The 20,322-nt window shown below is 75.4% G+C and carries 20 protein-coding genes and 1 pseudogene; 7 read left to right on the top strand and 14 right to left on the bottom strand.

The features are described 5' to 3' along the window. Window position 1 precedes the first annotated feature (1 nt). The 5 genes from GKE82_RS30895 to GKE82_RS17085 form a co-directional block, all read right to left on the bottom strand. Entirely contained in the window at window positions 2-2,890 is a 2,889-nt protein-coding gene (locus GKE82_RS30895; protein WP_154734120.1) for a choice-of-anchor Q domain-containing protein, read from the bottom strand. Window positions 2,891-3,001: 111 nt separating this feature from the next. Further along, window positions 3,002-4,132, bottom strand: coding sequence for a LuxR C-terminal-related transcriptional regulator (locus tag GKE82_RS17070; RefSeq protein ID WP_107568254.1), 1,131 nt, complete (start codon window positions 4,130-4,132; stop codon window positions 3,002-3,004). 11 nt (window positions 4,133-4,143) lie between these two features. Next, window positions 4,144-5,172, bottom strand: coding sequence for a carbon-nitrogen hydrolase family protein (locus GKE82_RS17075; protein WP_309233670.1), 1,029 nt, complete (start codon window positions 5,170-5,172; stop codon window positions 4,144-4,146). Between the two features lie 3 nt (window positions 5,173-5,175). Continuing rightward, window positions 5,176-6,834 carry an acyl-CoA dehydrogenase family protein gene (locus GKE82_RS17080; RefSeq protein WP_154734121.1) on the bottom strand — a complete coding sequence of 553 codons (1,659 nt, stop codon included), beginning with the start codon at window positions 6,832-6,834 and terminating at the stop codon, window positions 5,176-5,178. A 107-nt stretch (window positions 6,835-6,941) separates the two neighbouring features. Next, window positions 6,942-8,348, bottom strand: a complete 1,407-nt coding sequence (locus GKE82_RS17085) for an NAD(P)/FAD-dependent oxidoreductase (RefSeq protein WP_154734122.1) — start codon at window positions 8,346-8,348, stop codon at window positions 6,942-6,944. Window positions 8,349-8,432: 84 nt separating this feature from the next. On the opposite strand from GKE82_RS17085, the gene GKE82_RS17090 reads away from it, so the two are divergent. The 6 genes and pseudogenes from GKE82_RS17090 (at window position 8,433) to GKE82_RS28785 (ending at window position 13,781) form a co-directional block, all read left to right on the top strand. Beyond that, window positions 8,433-9,137 (top strand): TetR/AcrR family transcriptional regulator, encoded by a 705-nt coding sequence (locus GKE82_RS17090; RefSeq protein ID WP_154734123.1) that lies wholly within the window; start codon window positions 8,433-8,435, stop codon window positions 9,135-9,137. Between the two features lie 48 nt (window positions 9,138-9,185). Next, window positions 9,186-9,563, top strand: a complete 378-nt coding sequence (locus tag GKE82_RS17095) for a hypothetical protein (RefSeq protein WP_154734124.1) — start codon at window positions 9,186-9,188, stop codon at window positions 9,561-9,563. A gap of 94 nt (window positions 9,564-9,657) precedes the next feature. Further along, entirely contained in the window at window positions 9,658-11,148 is a 1,491-nt protein-coding gene (locus GKE82_RS17100) for an FAD-dependent monooxygenase (RefSeq protein ID WP_154734125.1), read from the top strand. After that, a pseudogene (locus GKE82_RS31560) lies at window positions 11,145-11,519 on the top strand (nitrilase-related carbon-nitrogen hydrolase); the annotation flags it as partial. The gene GKE82_RS17100 and the pseudogene GKE82_RS31560, both read left to right, overlap by 4 nt. 199 nt (window positions 11,520-11,718) lie before the next feature. Next, window positions 11,719-12,213, top strand: a complete 495-nt coding sequence (locus GKE82_RS28780) for a hypothetical protein (RefSeq protein WP_230316200.1) — start codon at window positions 11,719-11,721, stop codon at window positions 12,211-12,213. 29 nt (window positions 12,214-12,242) lie between these two features. After that, window positions 12,243-13,781: a choice-of-anchor Q domain-containing protein gene (locus GKE82_RS28785; protein WP_230316201.1), complete on the top strand. Its 1,539-nt coding sequence runs from the start codon at window positions 12,243-12,245 to the stop codon at window positions 13,779-13,781. Window positions 13,782-13,808: 27 nt separating this feature from the next. Here the strand turns inward: GKE82_RS28785 and GKE82_RS30900 are convergent, their stop codons facing one another. The 3 genes from GKE82_RS30900 to GKE82_RS17120 all read right to left on the bottom strand — a co-directional run bounded on the left by GKE82_RS30900 (window position 13,809) and on the right by GKE82_RS17120 (window position 15,533). Next, window positions 13,809-14,273, bottom strand: coding sequence for a helix-turn-helix domain-containing protein (locus GKE82_RS30900; RefSeq protein ID WP_196189279.1), 465 nt, complete (start codon window positions 14,271-14,273; stop codon window positions 13,809-13,811). Window positions 14,274-14,302: 29 nt separating this feature from the next. Continuing rightward, window positions 14,303-14,896 (bottom strand): hypothetical protein, encoded by a 594-nt coding sequence (locus GKE82_RS17115; RefSeq protein ID WP_154734128.1) that lies wholly within the window; start codon window positions 14,894-14,896, stop codon window positions 14,303-14,305. A 178-nt stretch (window positions 14,897-15,074) separates the two neighbouring features. Next, on the bottom strand, window positions 15,075-15,533 hold the full coding sequence (locus tag GKE82_RS17120) for a TetR/AcrR family transcriptional regulator (RefSeq protein ID WP_309233671.1): 459 nt from the start codon (window positions 15,531-15,533) through the stop codon (window positions 15,075-15,077). A 26-nt stretch (window positions 15,534-15,559) separates the two neighbouring features. On the opposite strand from GKE82_RS17120, the gene GKE82_RS17125 reads away from it, so the two are divergent. Further along, window positions 15,560-16,009, top strand: a complete 450-nt coding sequence (locus GKE82_RS17125) for an SRPBCC family protein (protein ID WP_154734129.1) — start codon at window positions 15,560-15,562, stop codon at window positions 16,007-16,009. 72 nt (window positions 16,010-16,081) lie between these two features. Here the strand turns inward: GKE82_RS17125 and GKE82_RS17130 are convergent, their stop codons facing one another. The 6 genes from GKE82_RS17130 to GKE82_RS17155 form a co-directional block, all read right to left on the bottom strand. Beyond that, window positions 16,082-16,843 (bottom strand): SDR family NAD(P)-dependent oxidoreductase, encoded by a 762-nt coding sequence (locus GKE82_RS17130; protein ID WP_154734130.1) that lies wholly within the window; start codon window positions 16,841-16,843, stop codon window positions 16,082-16,084. After that, window positions 16,844-17,605: an SDR family NAD(P)-dependent oxidoreductase gene (locus GKE82_RS17135; RefSeq protein ID WP_154734131.1), complete on the bottom strand. Its 762-nt coding sequence runs from the start codon at window positions 17,603-17,605 to the stop codon at window positions 16,844-16,846. 135 nt (window positions 17,606-17,740) lie between these two features. Continuing rightward, window positions 17,741-18,478 carry an SDR family NAD(P)-dependent oxidoreductase gene (locus GKE82_RS17140; protein ID WP_107568267.1) on the bottom strand — a complete coding sequence of 246 codons (738 nt, stop codon included), beginning with the start codon at window positions 18,476-18,478 and terminating at the stop codon, window positions 17,741-17,743. 9 nt (window positions 18,479-18,487) lie between these two features. Then, a complete protein-coding gene (locus GKE82_RS17145) occupies window positions 18,488-18,805 on the bottom strand; it encodes a hypothetical protein (protein WP_230316202.1) in 318 nt (105 codons plus the stop codon). A 235-nt stretch (window positions 18,806-19,040) separates the two neighbouring features. After that, a complete protein-coding gene (locus GKE82_RS17150) occupies window positions 19,041-19,433 on the bottom strand; it encodes a PaaI family thioesterase (protein WP_107568268.1) in 393 nt (130 codons plus the stop codon). Between the two features lie 55 nt (window positions 19,434-19,488). After that, on the bottom strand, window positions 19,489-20,193 hold the full coding sequence (locus GKE82_RS17155; protein WP_154734132.1) for a carbonic anhydrase: 705 nt from the start codon (window positions 20,191-20,193) through the stop codon (window positions 19,489-19,491). Window positions 20,194-20,322: the final 129 nt, after the last annotated feature.

Raw genomic sequence — 20,322 nt, forward strand, 5'->3', positions numbered from 1 at the left:
CTCAGCCCACCGGCGCCGGCAGGCTGTAGGTGACGTTGGTCGCCCGCCGCCCGGGCCGGCTGGGGACCTTCAGCACGACGCGGACGACCCGGACGTCGGCGAGGGCCGCCCGCGGGACGCGGATGCTGAACCGGCCGGAGCTGGACAGCCGGCCCGTGGCGAGCGTCCGGTTCTTCACGCAGCCGGTCCGCGTGATCACCGAAACCGGGACGCTCGCGCGGAACGGCGCGGAGACGCGGCCGGCGACCGTCACCGTGTCCGCGCCGCGCGCGACCGACAGGGTCGGGATGCGGCGCAGGAGCAGCAGCGGGACGGTGCCGGACGAGGCGGGCGCGGTCGCCGTGGTGCGCGCGTCGTAGGTCGCGCGTCGGCGGGCCTTCGCCGACGTCGGGGCCGGCACGGTCGCGGAGAACAGGCCATCGGCGCCGACGAGGGCGCGGCCCACGACCCGGCCGTCGCGGCGCAGCACGACGCGGCGCCCGACGAAGGGCGTCCGGGCGGCCCCGCTCACCCGCGCGCGGTTGCGGCCGACCGGCCGGACGTCGTAGACGACGAGCGGCCGGGGCGTGCAGGCGAGCAGCTCGTCGGCGACCGTCGGGGCAGGTGCGGGCGCCACCGGCGTGGCGGGCGGCGTCGGAGGCGCAGGCGCCGCCGCGCGTCTGGTGCTCGTGACCGTGCACGTCCCGGCGAGGCTGAAGCTCGCGGTCAGCTGCGGCCCCGCGACCGGTCCGGCGCCGCAGTCGATCACCGACGCGTAGTCGGCGAGGGACGTGCCCGGTCCGGCCGCCACACCGACGGGGACCTGCGTGCCGGGTTCGACCGGCGTCGTCGCGGTGGCGCCGTCGCCGGCACCGGTCAGCACCGCGGTCCCGTAGGTCAGCACGTCGAACCGCCCCGGATCGCCCGGCGGGTCGAGCACGGTGCGGAGCGTGAGCGGGACGCTCGCCTCCACCGCGCCGATGTCGGTGGCGGGTCCGATGCGCCGCGGGAACCCGGGGCCGCGCTGGTCGAGGGTGAGTGCGCTCGTGGCGGGACCGGCGCCGATCGCCGGCGAGCCGACCGCGGGCGCGAGCGTCGCCGTGGGGCCACCGGCCGCGACGGGGGACGTGCCGACGAGCAGCGGATCGGCGACGAGCCCGTCCGCGAGATCGCGCGTGCACCCCACCGCGTCCTCGAGCAGGTTGGCGCCACCGGTGATGGTGCCCCGGCACTCGCTCAGCGGTGCGGAGGCGCCGGATGCGGTGTTGGCGAGGATCGAGGCGGTGACCGTCACGGTGCCGGCCGCGACGAGGGCCCCGCTGCCGAGGCCGCCGGCGCCGCCGGGCTGATCGCCCGCCGGGTCGGGGTCGGCCGGCGCGCCGCCGCCGCCACCGCCGAGCGTGCCGGCGGTCGGGAGGATCCGGCCGATGCCGCCGTTCCCGAAGCCGCCGCCGTTGCCGCCGAAGGGTGCGAGTCCTGGCGCGACCGTCGTCGAGAACGCGGCGCCCTGGCCGCCACCGCCACCGCCGAAGCCACCGCCTCCGCCGGCGCCGGTCGTCGAGAACTCCACGTTGGCGCCGCCCGCGCCTGCGCCGCCGCCTCCCCGGCCCTCCGAGCCGCCGATGGGGCTGCCGCCGTGGCCGTTGCTGCCCCCTCCTCCGCCCCCGGCCGGTCCGCCGTCCCGACCGGTGCGACTCGCGTTGCCGGCGCCGCCGCCGCCGGCTCCGACGCCCGCCTGAGCGGTGACGATGGCCGGCGTGCTGGCGCCGCCGGCGCCGCCGCGGTTGGCCAGCTCGAGCGGCGATCCGGTCGTCGCCGGCCCGGCGCCGCCGTTCCCGGGCGTGCCGCGGTCGTTCAGCGGGATGCCACCGCCGCCACCCCCGCCGGTTCCGCCCCCGCCTCCGCCGGAGTTCTGGCACGACAGCAGGCCGCCGAGCCGGTCACCGCCGTCCCCTCCCGGGACGGCGACGCTCCCCGACACGGTGACGTGCTCGAGCACCGTCGAGGACCCGCCGGCGGCGATGATCGCCGCGCCGGCCGCGCCCCCGCCACCACCGGCACCTCGAACCGACGAACCTCCAGGGCCGCCGGCGCCGCCGCGGTTGGCGCTCAGCGTGCTGTTGCGCACGGTCAGCTGCCCGGTCGCCGTCGGGGCGACGTTGACGATCGCGCCGCCGCCCGCGCCACCCCCGCCGGCGGCGCAGCCACCCTGGTCCGGGGCCGTTCCGGTCGAGCCGGCCCCGCCGGTCCCGCCGTCACCGCCGGAGTTCGCGATCAGCGTCGACGCGAGGATCGTGAGCGTGCCGCCGCTGTGCAGGGCGCCAGCTCCTCCGCCGGCACCGCCGCCGAGCCGTCCGCCGTCGCCCCCGTCGCCGCCGTGCAGGTTCGTCACGGTCGACGACTCGATCGTCAGAGCACCGCCGGGATGGACGGTGATCGCCGCCCGGCCGCCGCTTCCCCCGTCGCCCCCGATGAAGGAGTTGGTGCCGTCGGGGATGGAGTTGCCGTCGGCGCCGTCCGCGCCGTCGGCCCCGACGGCGTCGGCGAGGGTCACCCGCGAGATGCGGACCGTCGCGCCCGTCCCGACGTCCAGCAGCGCCGCGGTCCCGCCGCCGCTGACGGTGACCGGGATCGCCGTACTGCCACCGTCGATCGTGGTGGTCCCGGTCGTCGCCGCGAACGGGAGCGGAGTCAGGAGCGTGATCGTCTGACCGGAGAGCGACGGGTCCAGCGCGATCGTGTCGTCGCCGGAGGCCGCGGCCGCCGCGAGGACCGCGGCGCGCAGCGTGCCCGCTCCGGCGTCCCCGGTCGACGACACCGTGAAGGTCGCGGCACCGGCAGCGCCGGGTGCGAGCAGCAGCCCGGTCGCGGCCAGCGCCAGGGCGACGGCGCGCGAGCGCCGACCGGCCACGCGAACGACAGGACCGGCCCCCGGGGTACGCACGTGATCACCGTACCGGTATGACGGAGGGTTGGGCGCGGGCCGAGTCGTTTGGCGTAGGTGACCGGCCGATCGTTGCCCTCAGTCCTGCTGTGCGCGCAGCCACATGCTCGCGGCCTCGACGCGGTTGGCGGCGCCGAGCTTGCGCAGGATCCGCTTGACGTGCGTCTTGGCGGTCTCGTCGGCGATGACGAGCTGGGCGGCGATCTGGGCGTTCGAGGCGCCCTGCGCGACGAGCGCGAGCACCTCGCGCTCCCGCCGCGAGAGCGTCACCTCGACCTCGTTGGCCGGCTCCCCGCCGGCCAGCAACGCCTCCGCGGTGCGGGTCGCCGCGCCCGCGGCGCCGTCGGCGCTGACGATCTCGATCTCCGCGTCGAGGTAGTCCCCCACGACCGCGGAGGCGCGGCGCAGCAGCTGCTGCAGCTCGTCGCCCTGGGCGCGCAGCCGCTCGGTCAGCCGGACGCGCTCGATCGCGAACCCGAGGCCCTCCGCGAACGCCCAGAGCGCGTCGCGGTCGAACTCGTCCACGCGCCGGGGCTTCATCCGGTGGTCGGCGTGCACGAACCCGATCACGCGCCCCTCCGGCATGATCGGCGCCGCCGCGTAGGAGTGCACGTCGTACACCTCCGCCTGGGGGTGGAAGCTGTGCGGGTTGGTCATCGCGTCGTGCACGCACATCGGGATGCGGCGGCGGATCATCTCCCGCTCGCGGCTCTCCTGCTCGAGCTTCAGCGGCAGGTCGCGGCTGAACTCCAGCAGCAGCGCCGACGCCTCCGGGTCACCGGTGACGTGGAAGCTCTCCGCGATCAGCTCCGCCCCCCGGACCCGGTACACGACCGCGCGGTCGAAGCCGCACGCCCCGCACGCCTCCGCGGAGGCGCGCGCGATGATCGCGTCGACCGTCCGCAGCTCACGCAGGCGCGTCAGCGCCTCGTGCACCGCCGCCAGCGTGTCGAGCCGCCGGCGCATCCGCCGCGTGGCGCCCTGCTGCTGGCGCGCGACGAGATCGCTCAGCCGGTGGCAGGCCTCGGCGAGCGCCGGGTCCACGTCGGCCCCGAGCCGCTCGAGCTCCGCCTCCACCGCCGCGAGCCCGTCGTCCAGGGCGCGGGCCTCCGCGTCCTGCTCGCCCTCCTGCGGGCGCCACGGCGGCAGGCGCCGCCGCGCCGCGTCGAGCTCCGGGGACTCCGGCAGCGTCACGACCCTCTCCGTCATGCCTGCCGACGCTACCGGCCCGCGAGCACCTCGGTGGCCGCCTCCGCGGGAACGTGGTCGGGCAGGTCGGTCCCGGGCGTCCAGCGGTGACGGCCCAGCCGCGACTTGATCGCGTACGAGGCGCGGCCGTGCGCGTTGCCCGCCAGCCACACGACGTGCGCCGACAGCGGGAACTCGCTGTTCCAGAACGTGCGGGGGAGCGGGTCGCGCGGGCGCGGCTGCTCCTCCAGCTCGATGTCCGCGCACACGTAGCCCTCGCCGTCCCCGTAGTCGAGGTACGCGAGGCGCTGCCCGTCCGCGTCGGTGATCTGCGTCTGGCCGATCGTGTGCGAGCGCCACTTCAGGCCCGGCACCATCGGGGTCTCCATCTCGAACTCGCCGACGTGCGAGGGGTGGATGGCCGGCACGCCGAGGAACCGCGCGACGCGACCGGGCAGCTCGCGCCCGTACTGCGTGAACAGCTCCTGGTCGCGCTCGATGAACCACTTCCGCGTCAGCGCCCAGTCCGGGTAGGACGGGAAGTGCATCCCGCCGCCCAGCAGCTGCACGCGGCCCATCAGTCGCTCGCAGGTCTGCGTGCGACCCCACTCCCAGCCGTTGGCGAGCCCCATCACCCCGGCCGCGGTCGGCGCGACGCCGTCGTCCTTCCCCGGCCGGTAGTAGCTGTTCTCCCAGAAGCTCGGCAGGTCCTTGTCGTGCAGGTGGAACGCCCCGTCGGGCTCGCACAGCGCGTACGTGCCGCGGGTCTCCGCGCCGCGGATCGCGATGAAGCCGCCCCCGACGATGCAGCCGTGCTCGCGTGCGAGCCGCCGCAGCAGCTGCAGCGGGTCCCCGTCGACCGGCCGCGCGACGTCGCGCATCCGCCGGTCGAACGCGTTCGGGGACGAGGCCGCCTCCGGCAGCATGATCACGTCCGGGGAGTGCTCGCGCGCGGCCTGCGTGACGAGGTCCGCGCAGCGGCGCAGGTTGCCGTCGACGTCGCCGATGCGCAGGGTCGGCTGGATCGCGACCGCGCGCAGCGTGCGAGCGACGAACGCCACCGCTCAGTCCTCCGTGCCCGTCGCGCGCGAGACGATCGCCTCGACGTCCAGCCCGGTCGGGAGCGCGCCGAAGACGCCGCCCCCGGCGGAGCCGTCCAGCCGCGTCGCGCAGAACGCGTCGGCGACGAAGTCGGGGGCGTGACGGACCATCTGCGCCGCCTGGATCGCGCGCGCGACCCGGCCGGTCACCTCGCGCGCCCGCGCCTCGCCGATGCCCGCCGCGCCGCCGGCGAGGTCCGCGCGCAGCGCGTCGGCCTCCGCGTCGAGGCGGCGGTTCGCGCCGCGCGCGCCGTCGAGCTCGTCCATCACGGCCTCCGCGCAGCCGGGGTCGGTCTGCAGGGCGCGCAGCACGTCGAGCGCCTGCACGTTGCCCGAGCCCTCCCAGACGCTCATCAGCGGCGCCTCGCGGTAGGCGCGGGCGACGCGCGACTCCTCCGTGTAGCCGTAGCCGCCGAGGCACTCCAGCGCCTCGCCGAGCTGCGCGGGGGCGCGCTTGCAGACCCAGTACTTCAGCGTCGGCAGCGCGAGGCGACGGAACGCGGCGGCGTGCGTGTCACCGGCGGCCTGGTCCTCGACCGCGCGGGCGAGCCGCAGGCCCGACCACATCGCCGCCTCGCTCTCGAGCGCGAGGTCGGCGAGGACCGCGGTCATCGCGGGCTGGACGACGAGCCGGCGGCCGAACGCGATGCGGTGGCGCGACCAGTGGATCGCCTCCGTCGTGCCGACGCGCATGACCGCGGCCGAGCCGAGGATGCAGTCCAGGCGCGTGCCCTGGATCATCGCCATGATCGCCCGCACGCCGCGGCCCTGCTCGCCGACGAGGTGGCCGACGGCCCCGTCGAACGTCACCTCCGCGGTCGGGTTGGACCGGTTGCCGAGCTTGTCCTTCAGCCGGTCGACGCGCATGCCGTTGCGGCTGCCGTCGGGGTTGCGGCACGGCACCAGCAGCGTGCTCAGACCGTCCGCGGTCTGCGCGAGCACGAACATCGCGTCGGACTGGATCGCCGACACGAACCACTTCTCGCCGGTCACGCGCCAGGTGCCGTCCTCGAGCGGGACCGCCACGGTCGTGGAGCGGCGGACGTCCGAGCCGCCCGAGCGCTCGGTCAGGGCCATGCCGACGAGCGCGCCGGTCTTGTCCTGCGGGCCGATCGGCCGCGGGTCGTAGCTGCCGCTGGTGACGAGCGGCTCCCAGACCGCGGCGACCGACGGCTCGAGCCGCAGCGCCGGCACCGACGAGTGGGTCATCGCGAGCGGGCAGCCGACCCCGGCCTCCGCCTGGTTGATCGCGATGAACCCGGCGGCGCGCGCGACGTGCGCGCCCGGGCGTTCGTCGGTCCACGCCGCCCCGGAAACCCCGGCGCGCACGGCGGCGCCGAGCACCTCGTGCCAGCCCGGGTGCAGCGCGATCGCGTCGGTGCGCGCACCACCCCGGTCGTAGGGGACGAGCTGCGGCGGGTGCTCGTTGGCGGCGAAGCCGGCGTCGAGCAGCGCGGTGCTGCCGGCGACGCGACCGAAGGCGCGGGTCTCGTCGACGAGCGCGTCGGCGCCGTAGGCGCGGAGCGCGTCGAGCATCGCGCGGTCGGTGCCGACGAGGTCGACGTCGGCGAAGCGCGGCGGCTGCTCGGGGGTCGTGGTGGGCTGTTCGACGGCGAGGGCCATGACCCCATCCAACCCGACCCGGCACCGCGCGCGAAAGGGGAATTCCCCCGAGGGGGTCCAAGGTGTCCCCCCAGTGGTGACGCACGCGGCGCCAGGTCCCGCGGACCTCAGGCCAGAGCGGGCTGGCGGTCGTCCGCAGGGGCAGGCGAGGCGGGTGCCGGAGCGGCCCGGAAGGCGGCGGCGGACGCCGCCTTGCGGCGGGCGAACCGCCGCTCCTCGACGAGCCGGGCACCCTCGCGGCGCACGTCGCGCTTCAGCGTCGTCCACAGCCGGCGGTTGTCGATCTTCGGGTCGCGGACCGCGCCCGCCAGCCACCGCACGAGCCGCGACGGGGTGAAGACCTCGCCCGGCAGCCGCTTGCGCGAGAAGACGTCGAGCACCTCCGTCGGCCCGTCAGGGCGGGCGGCCAGCCACGCGTACGCGGTCGCCTCGATCGGCGACACGTCGTCGGCGAGCCCGAGTCCGTTGGCCCACTGGTACATCGGCAGGCACTGGGCGTCGCGGTCGTCCTCCCACGCGGCGAGCGCGCGGTCGAGCGCCGCCGGGTCGTCCAGCGCGGGCGCCGCCGCCTCGCCGAGCAGGCGGCCGAAGCGCAGCGCGTCGCGGATGCCCTGCGCGGTCACCGGGTCCTTGAAGTGCCCGGCGTCGCCGGTGAGCGCCCAGCCCGGTCCGTGGGAGTGGCGGAAGTACGCGGGGTGCTTGTAGGAGACGCGGATCTTCGACGCGCGGGTGCAGCCCTCCAGGCGCCGCGCCAGCGGCCCGACCTGGGCGACGGTGCGGTCGAAGGCGGCCTCCTTGTCGTCCTGGTACTCGTCCTCGCGCCGCTTGGGCGACATGAGCAGGACGACCGACTGCCCGCCGTCGCAGGGGAAGACGGTGACGAGCTCGTCCTCGTCGCGCCACTGGGAGGCGATGTGGCGCAGCTCGTCGCGCGGATCGTCGTAGTAGGCGAACGCCATCAGGCGGCGGTTCTGCCACTCGTGGTGCGCGCGGGTGCCCACGAGCCGGGCGATCGTCGAGTTGCGGCCGTCGGCGCCGATGACGAGCTTCGCGTGGATCTCGCCCTCCTCGCCGTCGCGGTCGCGCCAGCGCACGCCGGTGACGCGGCCGGTCGCGTCGCGCAGCAGGCCGGTGACGCGGGTGCGCTCGCGGATCTCGGCGCCGGCCTCGCGCGCGGTCTCGACCAGCGCGTTGTCGAGCCCGGGGCGGCGCACGCACGAGCCGTGGGCGAAGCCCTCGTAGGAGCTGAACGGGCCGGTGGCGTCGACCGTCTCGGTCCCGAGCCCGGCGGCGGTGTGGAGCGGCGGGTCGAGCGCCATGACGCGGTCGCGCGCGCCCAGCCGCTCGAGCTCGGCCCAGTGGTTGGGGAAGAAGAGGTGGGTGGAGAGCGTGTCGCTGGGGAACGACGCGCCGTCCAGCGCGATCACGGCGCGTCCGCGGCGGGCGAGGGCGATCGCGGCGGCGCTCCCGGCGCAGCGCGCGCCGACGACGAGGACATCGGTGGTCTCGGGCATGCGTCGACGATGCCACGTCCCGGAGTGTTTTGCAAGTCCGTTCATTTCGTGAACGGACTTGCAGAGACGGTAGGGTGGGGCGCGATGGCCGACACGCTCGACACCTCCGCGGCCGCCCGCGGCGAGCGCCGGCGCGCACGCACGCGCACGGCGATCATGGACGCGGCCGAGGAGGTCTTCCGCCGCGACGGCTACGAGCCCGCCCGCATCGAGGAGATCGCCGAACGCGCCGACGTCTCGGTCGGCTCGATCTACACGCACTTCGAGAACAAGCGCGGCCTGTACCTGACCCTCGTCGAGCGCTCGCTCGTCCTGTTCGGCGAGTACATGCTCCGCAGCGAGGACCCGTCCTTCACCCCGCTGCAGCGCGTCCTGGCCGGCGGCGACGCGTACCTGCGCTTCCACCAGGAGCACCCCGGCGCCTTCCAGTTCCTCGCCTTCCGCGCGCCCGGGGTCGCCGGGCTCACCGACGACGACGCGCTCGAGGCCCGCATCCGCGACCAGGTCGGCGGCCTGCTGGAGCGGTTCGCGCAGAACATCGACGCAGCGATCGCGGCCGGCGAGGCCCGGCCCGTCGACAGCGCCCGACTGGCCCGCTACCTCTGGGGCGCGTGGAACGGCGTGATCGGCCTGCGGCTGCAGCCCGACGGGCTGCGCCTCTCCGACGCCGAGATCACCGAGACGCTCGAGCTCGCCCGCTGGCTCCTGCGCGAGGGCCTCGCGACGGGCGCCCTGCGCGGGCCCGACGGTGCGGTCGACGACCGCGTGCCGCTCCCCCGGATCCGCTGACGTCCCCGCCCGGTGGCCCGCAGCACGCCCGCGCCCCGTACCCCCGGCATGACGCCGATCTCCGGACTCCGCGCCGCGCTCGCCGGTGGCCGCCTCGCCGCCGGCGTCCTCGCCCTCGGCGCGCCCGCCACCGTCGCCCGCGCGGTCGGGACCACGCCCGCGGACAACCCCGACGGCGACTACCTGCTGCGCCTGTTCGGCTCGCGCGAGCTCGTGGTCGGCGCGATCGCCGCCGGGGCGCTCGGCCCCGGGACCGCCTCGCGCGCGTTCCTCCTCGGCGCAGGGGTCGACGCGCTCGACGCGGCCGCCGTGCTGCGCGCCGGACGCGACGGACGGTTCGCGCCGCACCGGGCCCGCGCCATCGCCTCGGGCTGCCTGGCGATCGCCGCGCTCGGCGTCGTCGCGGCCGCCGTCCCGGGCGGCTGACCGATCGACCGCGACGGCAACTTCACCCCGGAGGGGGCAAGAGTGTCCCCCGAGTGGTGATGGCGCGCACGCGCCCGCCGCCTACGGTCGTCCCGTGACCTCCTCGCCCCACTACGACGCGCTCGTCGTCGGTGCGCGGTGCGCGGGCTCGGCCGCCGCCATCGCCCTGGCGCGCGCCGGACGCCGCGTCCTGCTCGTCGACCGCACCGCGTTCCCCTCCGACACGCTGTCCACGCACGTGAACTTCCCGAGCGCCGTCGCGGAGATCGACAAGCTCGGTGCGCTCGAGCGCGTCATGGCGTGCGACCCGCCGAAGGCCACGCACGGCATGGTGCAGGCCGACGGCGTGCGCTGCCTGGAGCGGTTCGCGTCGGTCGACGGGATCGACTACGGCATCTGCGTGCCGCGCCCGCACTTCGACGACGCGCTGGTGCGCACCGCGATCGACGCCGGCGCCGAGCTGCGCGAGCGGACCTCGTGCGAGCGGCTGGTCTGGGCGGGCGGCCGGGTCACCGGCGCGGTGCTCCGCGGCCCCGACGGCGAGGAGTACGCGGTGTCCTGCTCGCTGCTCGTCGGCGCCGACGGCCGCCGGTCGAGCGTCGCGCGCATGGTCGGCAGCGAGCGGCCCTACCGCGGTTCGGACAACAACCGCGCCTGCGCCTTCTTCTACATGGACGACCCGCAGGTCGGAACCGTCTGGCGGGAGCGGCTCATCCAGCTGCGCCAGGGCGCCACCCACGCGCTCATCTTCCCCTGCCCCGACGACCGTGTCCTCTGCCTCTTCATGGGTCCGCGCGAGGACATCCCCGCCTGGCGCAAGGACCCGATGGGCATGTGGGAGCGGATGCTCGACGAGAACCCCGCCGTGCGCGAGCGGCTCGGCGGCGCGACGAACTTCACGAAGCTCCGCTCCACCGCGGAGAACCCCGCGTTCTTCCGCCGCTCCTCCGGCCCGGGCTGGTGCCTGGCCGGCGACGCCGGCCACTTCAAGGATCCGATCATCGGGCAGGGCATGCGCGACGCGATGCGCTTCGGCCGCCTCTGGGGCGAGGCCGCCGCCCCGGTCCTCGAGGACCCCGCCGCGCTCGACGCCGCGCTGCGCGCGGTCGAGGAGCGCCGCGACCGCGAGTGCATGGCCACCTACCACTGGGGCAACCGCGAGTCGCGGATCTTCGACGTCAGCCCGCTGCACCGCGAGGTCCTCGCGGCCTGGGACGGCGCCGACCCGCCGCGGCTGCTGCACATGTTCGACCGCATCCAGTCCCCCCATCGGGTCCTCAACCCGCTCGTGGGGGCGCGCTTCGCCACGCGCGCGATGCTCCGCCGCGGGGCCGACCGGCGCGCGATCCTCCGCGAGGCCGTCGAGGAGCTGCGGATCGACGCCGGCATCTGGCGGGAGGAGCTCTTCCCGCGCTTCCGCAGCACCCGCCAGTCGCGCAGCGAGCGCACCGACTGGCAGTGGCCGCCGCGACGGCCCGCCCGCGCGACGGGCGCGGCGCCCGCCGCCGCCCCCGCCGCCGTCGCGGTCGATCCGCTCGACATCGGGGAGTCCGTCCCCGCCGGCGCCGAGCGGGTGGCGGCATGAGCGAGACCCGACGCGTCGTCGCCGTCCAGCTGCGCGTGGAGCGCGGCGAGGTCGCGCGCAACCTGCGCCACATCGAGGACATCGTCGGGCAGGCCGTGCGCGAGCACGACCCCGACATGCTGTTCCTCCCGGAGAGCGCCAACGCTCCCAACATCGCCCACCCCGTCATGCGCGACGTCACCGAGCCGCTCGTCGGCCCGACGCTCGCGACCTACCGGCGCCTCGCGCGCGAGCACGGCTGCACGATCGGCGGCGGCTACCTGGCGGTGCGCGGCGCGCACGCCCGGGGCACGTACGCGGTCTGCGAGCCGGACGGCTCCGTGCACTTCCACGACAAGGACCAGCCGTCCATGTGGGAGAACGCCTACTACTCGGCCGGCACCGACCCGGGAATCGTCGACACCGCGCTTGGACCCGTGGGTGTCGCGAACGGGTTCGAGTGGCTCCGCAGCCGTACCGCGGCCCGCCTCCGGGGTCGCGTGCGGATCGTCGCGGGCGGGATGTGCTTCCCGTCGTTCCCCCTCGTGGAAGGCGACCCGGCCGTGGTTCTGGAATCGCGAGCACGCGACGATGGTCGAGCTCGCACGCGAGACGCCCGGTCGCATGGCGCGCGTCGTCGGCGTGCCGTGCGTCATGCCCTCGCACGTCGGCGACATCACGATGAAGACCCCGTTCGCGTCGTGGATCGACTGGCCGACGATCACGCTCGGCGAGACGCAGATCTGCGACGCGCAGGGCACCTCGCTGGGATCGCTGTCGTACGCCGACGGCGAGGGGTACGTGTGCGCGGACCTCGACTGGAGCGGTGCCGCGGAGCCGATGAACCCGGTGCCGCCCCGCTTCTGGATGCCCGTGCTGCCGTGGACGGTCCACGCCGTCTGGTACGCCACCAACGCCCAGGGACGCTGCTCCTACGCGCTGCGCCACCGGCGCGGCGAGCACTGGTGGCAGCAGCCCGGCGCCCACGACGGCAGCGACCTGCCCGACCACGTGCCGGCCGGCATGCTCCCCGACCCGGCCGGGGCGCCGGCGGCGGCCGACGATCCGTCGCTGAGCGCCGCGTAACTTCCGGGTCCGTCGGCAGTTGGGCGGGCATGACCCTGCGCTCCACCCTCCTGCTCGCCGCGGCGGGCACGGCCCTGCTCCCCGCCTCGGCGGCCGCCGCGACCCGCCACGCGGCGCCGGACGGCGCCGGCACGGCCTGCACGCAGGCCGCCCCGTGCTCGTTGACGACCGCGGTGAGCGGCGCGACGAGCGGGGACGACGTCGACCTCGGCACCGGGACCTACGGCAGCACCGCCTCGCCCCTGACCACGTCGATCCAGCCGACCGCGCTCGACGTGCACGTGCACGGGGCAGGCCCGGGGCGCCGGGCGACGATCATCTCGACGGCGGTCGATCCGGTCGCGATCACGATGGCGGGCGGAGCCGTCAGCGACCTCACGATCCGTCAGCTGTCCACCGCGAACCACCGCGGCCTGCTGCTGAGCGGCGACACGACCGCGACACGCGTCGACGTGCGCGTCGTCGGGACCGGTGGCTCGAGCGCCTGTCAGCTGCAGGGCAACGCGGTACTGGCGGACGCGCTCTGCGTCGCGACCGGCCAGTACGCGAACGCGCTGTCGGCTTCGGGAACCCTCAGCGGCCCGAACGCGCCGACCGCCCGCAACGTCACCGCGGTCGTCACGACGCCGGTGCCGGCCGGCAACGACAACTTCGGCAACGCCATCTCGGTGTTCTCGGTCGCGACGCGCCCGACGACCCTGCGGCTGGTGAACGCCGTCGCCGACAGTCCCAACCACGACATCCGCGTCGTCCAGGACACCGCGACCGCCGGCGTCGTGCGCTCCTTCACGGTGGCCGACGACATCAGCCTGGCCGGCGGCGGCTACGCCCTCGGCGGAGCCGGCAACACGGCAGCCGCGCCCACCTACGGCGGTGACTACCTGCCGGCGCCCGGATCGGCGATGGTCGACGCGGGCGTGACGGAGCCCGCCAACGGCCTGCTGGACCTGCAGGGGGTCGCCCGGTCGATCGGGCCGGCGACGGACATCGGCGCCTTCGAGCGGCCGCTGGCGCCGGTCGCCGACGCGGCGACGGCCGAGGCGGTCACCCAGACCGGGGCGGGCCTGCGCAGTCGCGTCGACCCGCGCGGCTCGGCGACGACGTACCGCTTCGAGTACGGCCCGACCGCCGCCTACGGGAGCAGGACGCCGGAGCGCACGGCCGCGACGCTCGACCCTGCCCGCGACGTCGCCGAGACGATCGCCGGCCTGACGGCCGGGACGACCTACCACGCGCGGCTCGTCGCCACGAACACCGCCGGAACGGCCACCGGACCCGACCTGACCTTCGCCACGCCGCCCGCCCCGGTGACCGCGACCCCCGCTCCCGCGGTCACGCCCACTCCGACCCCGGCGCCCGCGCGCGCATGCACGGTCCCGCGCGTGAAGCGCGGCACGACCCTGACCGCGGCGCGTCGGGCCCTGACGCGGGCGGGGTGCCGAATCGCCGCCACCCGCCGCGTGCGGTCCCGCACCGTCCGCACGGGCCGGGTCGTCGGCCTGAGCGTCGCGGCGGGGCGGCGGACGACCGCCGCCGTCGCGGTGCGCGTCAGCCGCGGCCGGCGCTAGGTCCCGCCGGAGCGGACGGGACCGCGGTCAGTCGGTCGCGGTCTCCGTCCCGCCCTCGGCCTCGGCCTCGGGCGGCAGCGCGTAGCCGCGCTGGGCCTTGACGACCTGCCCGACCTGGGTCAGGTGCTTGATCTTCGCCGAGACGGTGCTGGCGCTGACGTCGAGGCCGCGCGCGATGTCCCCGGCGGTCGAGCCCGGGTGCGCGCGCAGGAACGCGACCACCTCGGCGACGAGGTCGCGGCGCAGCGGCTTGATCTCCGCGCGCCGCTTGCGGGCCCGTGACGCCTTCTCGACGCGCTTGGTGTGCCGGGCCTTCTCCGGGGACGGGGAGGCGGGCGCGTCGGCGACCGGCAGCTGGGCGGCGTGGTCACGGAAGCTGCGCAGCTGCACCTCCACGTACTCCAGCCGGCCCTGCAGCTCGGCGATCTCGGACGCCAGCTGGGCGCGCTCGGCCTCGAGCGTCTCGATGACCTGGGTGATGCGTGTCGACACGGGGTCTCCTTGGGGGGTCGCGCGCCGGCTCAGTGCGGGCGGCGGAGGTTCGCGAACGTGCGCGGGCCGCTGAGGACCGGCACGGGGGCGATGCGCCCGCTGCGAGCGGCGCGCCGCTCGGCCTTCGCGGCGGCGGCACGGCGCTTGAGGCGCTGCATGTCGCGCTCACGCTGGCTCATCGTCGAGAGCTCGGGGAGCACGTCGGTCGCGTCGGCGCGGCGCGGGGTCATGATCGGGGCGTCGGGCACGACGTCCACGGCGAGGCCGGGCTCGATCTCCACCCGCCGCGAGGACTCGTAGTAGCGGCCGTAGCGGCCGTCGGCGACGTCGACGACCATGATGTCGGTGTCGGCGCCGTCCACGCGCATCGGCCAGCGCGACGGGCCGCAGCGCAGCAGGTGGTCGTAGTCGACCGGGAGCGTCTCGCGCTCGCCGGGGACGCGGCCGGTCGCGTTCATGCGCTGGAGCGCGCGGACGAGCCGGTCGAGGTTGCGGCGCGAGGGGCCGGGCACGACCGTGATCGAGTCGATGTCGTCGTCCTCCAGCAGGAGGAACTCCACGCCCGAGGCCCGCAGGCCGCGGGCGAGGGCGGTCACGTAGTCGTCGAACTGCTCCGCTCGCATGGTGCGTTGCACCGTAGGCGCGGGCGGAAGGAGTGTCGACCGCGGCAACGACGCTTGCGCGACGTCGCGGTCCGGGCTCAGGCGAATCGCGGGGCGTTGAGGGCGATCCAGTCCTCCATGGCGGCGTCGACGCCGGCGCGGTCGCCGGTGGCGAGCAGGTCGAGCAGCAGCCCGCGGGTCAGCGCCAGGCCCGCCCGTGCGAACGCCCGCGCCTGCGCGGGGGGAGGCCGAGGGCCTCGGCGAGCCGCGCGGTCGGCTCCAGCCACGAGTCGACCGCGCCGGGGAGGAACGCCCCGGTGGGCGGTCGTCCCCGAAGCGCCTGGGCGTAGACCTCGAAGAACAGCCGCTCGCTGGGCCACAGCGACGGGTCCGAGATGTGCGCCCACCAGGCACGCTGCGCGTCGGCGAACGACAGCGTCGGGTCGACCGAGAGGTCGTCGATCGCGGCGAGCTGGCGCCGTTCGACCTCCTGCACGATCGCGACCCACAGCCCGTCCTTGGAGCCGAAGTGGTGGATCAGCATGCGGTGGCTCGTCCCGAGCTCCGCGGCCAGGGCGCGGAGCGAGAGGTCGGTGAGGCCGCGGTCGGCGACGAACGCGATCGCGGCGTCGAGGAGCTTCTCGCGCGGGCCGGGCACGAGAAGAGTGTACCATCTGGTACATCATGCCCGAGCCTGTCACCGTCTCCATCGACGTCCCCCAGGGACGCGAGGCCGTCTACGACCACCTCGACGTGCTCGCCAACCACGAGGCGTTCACCGACCACCTGCTGCGCGACTGGCAGCGCAGTGGTCCGACGCGCGGCGTCGGCGCGCGCGCCCGCGTGCACGTCAAGGCGCTCGGCGTCCGCGACGTCGTCGACATCGAGGTCACCGAGGTCCGAGCGCCCGAGCTGATCGTCGAGCGCAACATCGCCCACCGGGCCGGACGGACCGCGGAGGGCACCTACCGGCTCCAGGAGCTGCCGGACGGCGGCACGCGGATCGCCTTCGAGTACCGGTGGATCGTCACCCCGTTCGTCGACCGGCTCACCGCCCCGGTCGCGCGCGCGGTCATCCGCCGGACCAACGAGACCGCGATGCGGCGGCTGGCCGAGCAGCTCGCAACCGCCTGAGGCGGCCCACGACGACGTCGGGCCGGCGCCGCGCAGCACGCGGACACCGGCCCGAGCGGTCGCCTGAGGGAGCTACAGGACGGAGGCGCGCGCGCCGCCGTCGAGGACGTAGGCCGAGCCGGAGCTGAAGCTCGACCGGGGGCCCGCGAGGAACACGGCGAGCTTGCCGACCTCCTCGGCCGTGCCGTAGCGGCCCTGCTTGGCGGCGATGAGGTCGTCGAACGGCATCGGCAGCCCGAGCGCCTCGAAGTCCGCCTTGCGGTCCTGGACGAGCTGGGTGTCGATGAAGCCCGGGCAGATCGCGTTGACGCGGACGCCCGCGTCACGGAGCTCGACCGCCGCGGTCTGCGTCAGCGACACCACGGCGGCCTTCGACGCCGCGTAGCTGCCGGTGAGCGGCAGCGCCGCCTGCGCGGTGATCGACGCGATGTTGACGATCGTGCCGCCACCCCCGCCGGCGATGACCGGACCGGCGTAGCGCGTCACGAGGAACACGCCGTCGAGGTTGATGGCCGTGACCTTGCGCCAGTCCGCCAGCGACTGCGCGACCAGCGGCGCGGTATGCGCGATGCCCGCGTTGGCGACCGCGATGTCGAGCCTGCCGTGCGTGTCGACCGCGTGCTGCACGAGCGCCTGGACGTCCTCCTCGCTGCTGGCGTCCGCCGCGAACGCGGAGCCGCCGCCCAGCGCGGAGGAGACGGCCTGGGCCGCGTCGGCGTTGACGTCCGACACGACGACCGTGGCGCCCTCGGCCGCGAGGGCCTCCGCGACGGCCTTGCCGATGCCCTGTCCGGCACCGGTGACGATGGCGACCTTGCTGTCCAGCTGACCCATTTAGAGCAACCCCGCAGTCAGAGCGTTGTCGAGGACGTAGTGCGACCCGGTGGTCCACGCCGCGTCGTCGGACGCGAGGAACGCGGTCATCTCGGCGACCTCGGCCGGGGTGCCGCGACGGCCCTGCTTCATCGCCGCGAGCTCCTCGAAGTCCATGCCGGTGAGCGCCTCGACGGGCGCGACCAGGCGGTCGACCATGGCGGTGTCGATGAACGCCGGGCAGACCGCGTTGATGCGGATGTTGTGCGCCCGCAGCTCGAAGGCGGCGACGCGGGTGAGCTGGATGACCGCGGCCTTCGACGCGCAGTAGCTGCCGAGCAGCGGCGCGCCGCCGACCCCGGCGACCGAGGACATGTTCACGATCGTCCCGCCGCCACCGGCGACGAGGTGCGGGGTGGCGTGCTTCATGCCCAGCCAGACGCCCTTGACGTTGATGTCCATCATCCGGTCGAAGTCCTCCTCGGACTGCTCGACCAGGATCGACGCGATCTCGATGCCCGCGTTGTTGACGACGAGGTTGAACCCGCCGTCGAAGGCCTCCTGGGCGGCCGCGAACTGCGCCTCCTGGTCGGCGGCCGAGGAGACGTCGCAGCGGCTGGAGCCGACGGCGCCGAGCTCCCTGGCCGTCTCGGCGACGCCCTCCTCGTTGATGTCCGTGAGGTACACGGACGCGCCGCGCTCCACGAACAGCTCCGCGATCGCGCGACCGAGCCCGGTCGCGGCGCCGGTGATCACGGCTCTCTTGCCCTCCAGCTCTGCCATCTCTCCTCCTGGGACGTACTCGGGGACCCGACCCTAGTCCGCGCGTCGCGCACGGCGGTAGGGCGGTTCCCACCCCGGCCCGGGGTGGAGTTGGGCTCCTGCGACAAACGCCCGCGACGGCGGGCGCACGGTCCGTCAGGCGCGCGGCCCGGGGATGTTGCGGAAGCCGAACGGCTGGCTCTCGCGCCCGGCCTGCACGAACCAGCACTCGCCGCTCATGTCGCCGTCGAACAGCGCGAGGACGGTGTCGGCGACCTGCTCGGCGGGGATGATCGGCAGCCCCTGGGCGACGAGCGCCTCGCGGAACGGGGCGATGATCTTCGACTCGCTGAACCCGGGGCAGACCGCGTTGATCCGCACGCCGCGCTGCTCCTTCATCGCCGCGAGGGAGCGGACCAGGCCCACGACCGCGTGCTTGTTGGCCGCGTACAGCGGGTCGAGCGGCACGGCGGTGAGCCCGGCCAGCGAGGCGGTGGCGACGATCGCCCCGCCGCCGCGGCGCTCGAACGCCGGCAGCGCGGCGTGGATGCCGAACACGACGCCGTCGAGGTTGACCCCCATCACGTGGCGGTAGCGCTCCTCGTCGAACTCCTCGCCGAGGCCGATGCCGCTGGAGACGCCCGCGTTGGCGTAGAGCAGGTCGAGTCCTCCGTAGGTCGCCTCGGTGGCGGCGACCGCGGCGCGGTTCTCCTCCAGGGAGCGCACGTCGCAGCGCACGAACGTGCCGCCGAGCTCCTCGGCGACCGCCTGGCCGCCGGCCTCGTCGACGTCGGCGCACATGACCTGGGCGCCGCGGGCGGCGAGCGCGGTGGCGACGGCGCGGCCGAGACCGCTCGCCGCGCCGGTGACGAGGGCGACCTGGGGAGAGCTCATGGGCGCAGCCTACGCGGCGGCGCGGGAGGCGCGCCCGCGCGGGGGCCCGCCGAGCACGGCGGCGGCCAGCGCGACGAGCGCGGAGACCACGAGGACGGCCGCCCACGAGCCGATCTCGTGCCCGAGCGGGTGCGAGACGACGAACAGGGCCAGCGCGACGAGCAGCAAGACCACGGTCCGCGCGGTGCCGGCGACCGGGCGCACCTGGCGCGCGCACCACACCCCGCCGGCGACGAGCACGAGCCCGCCGAGCGGGCGCACGCCGGTGAGGTCGGCGACCCCGAAGCCGAGGAGGAAGCTGAGCGCGGCGACGAGCGGGACGGGCACCACGAACAGGGTACGGACGAGGCGCCCGTCCGGGTCCCAGGACGGGGTGGCGACCGGCTGGCCGCCACCACGCCCGTGGGATGAGGGAGGGTGCTGCTGGAGCGGGTCCGCTCCGGTCCTTGCACCGCGGACGGCTGTGACATCCCCGGCCACCGAGCACGGTAGGCGGACGGTGACGGCCGTCGCATCGGCCCGGAGCGGGACCTTCGTCCCCCGTTGGGGGCAGGCCCGCGGCTCAGTGCCCGCGGCGGGCGAAGATCGCGAAGGTGCCGACCGCGGTCGCCATCAGCGTGCCGTCCTCGTGCAGGACCTCGGCGCGCAGGGAGGCCGCCCGGGCGGTGCGGCGGTCCATCGTCGCGGTCGCGCGGATGCGACCCTCGCGCGCGGACCGCAGGTAGTTCACCGAGATGTTCGTGGTCGCGATGTCCTCGTCCTCGGTGACGTGCGCCCACAGCGCGGTGGCCATCGCGTAGTCGATCAGCGCCATCGTGACCGGCCCGGAGACCAGGCCTGCCGGGTTGAACAGCGCGGGACGGACGTCGAGCTCGGTGACGCCGCTCGCCGGGAGGCGCATCCCGAGCCAGCGGGTGACGTCGTCGACGGCCTGGTCGGCAGGTCGTCCGGTCATGGCACCCAGTATCGCGGGCGCCGGAGCCGGACGACCGGCCGAGGGAACCTCCGGGCTACAGGAAGCTGACGCGCCCGGTCTCCAGGTCGTAGCGGGCGGAGACGATCGCGAGGCGGCCGTCGGCGATCCGCGGGGCGAGGACCGGGTTCTGGCGCAGGATGCGGGCCTGGCGCTTGGCGTTGAAGTTGATCGCCGACTCGACGATGTCCTTCGCGCCCGCCTTCTTCGCCGCCTCGACCGACGGGGCGATCGACTTCGCGAGCGCCCCGACGTTCTCGGACGCCTTGAAGTTCGGGTCCTCCAGCGCGGTCTTGGTCGCCTTGACGGCGCCGCAGGCCTCGTGGCCCATGACGACGATCAGCGGCACGCCGAACTCCTCGGCGGCGAACTCCAGCGAGCCGACGCCCTCGGGCGAGGTGACGTTGCCGGCGAGCCGGACGATGAACAGGTCACCCAGGCCGCGGTCGAAGACGAGCTCCGGCGGGACGCGGGAGTCCGAGCAGGACAGGATGCTCGCGAACGGCGTCTGGCCCTCGGCCTGCGCGACGCGGCGACCGCGCGAGCGGTTCGGGCCCGCGGCGCGGCTGGCGACGTAGCGGCGGTTGCCGGCACGCAGCCGGGCGAGCGCCTGGCCGGGCGTCAGGCCGCTGGTCTTCTCCGACGCGGAGGCGGGCGTGGCGAGCAGGCCGCCGCCGGCGACGGCACCGGCCGCGACGGCGGAGCCGCGGGTGATGAGGGATCGGCGGGTGATGTCGGACATCCGGAAGCTCCTTGGTGAGGGGGGAACAGCTGTCCGACGACGGTGACGGGGGGCCTGGCAGCGCTCGTGCAGGGGCCGTGCAGGGCTCGGTCAGCGTTCGGGCAACGCCCCTTCGATTGGCGCGTCGGC

It is taken from the genome of Conexibacter sp. W3-3-2 (assembly GCF_009707605.1).
GTDB classification, from domain to species: Bacteria; Actinomycetota; Thermoleophilia; order Solirubrobacterales; family Solirubrobacteraceae; genus Paraconexibacter; species Paraconexibacter algicola.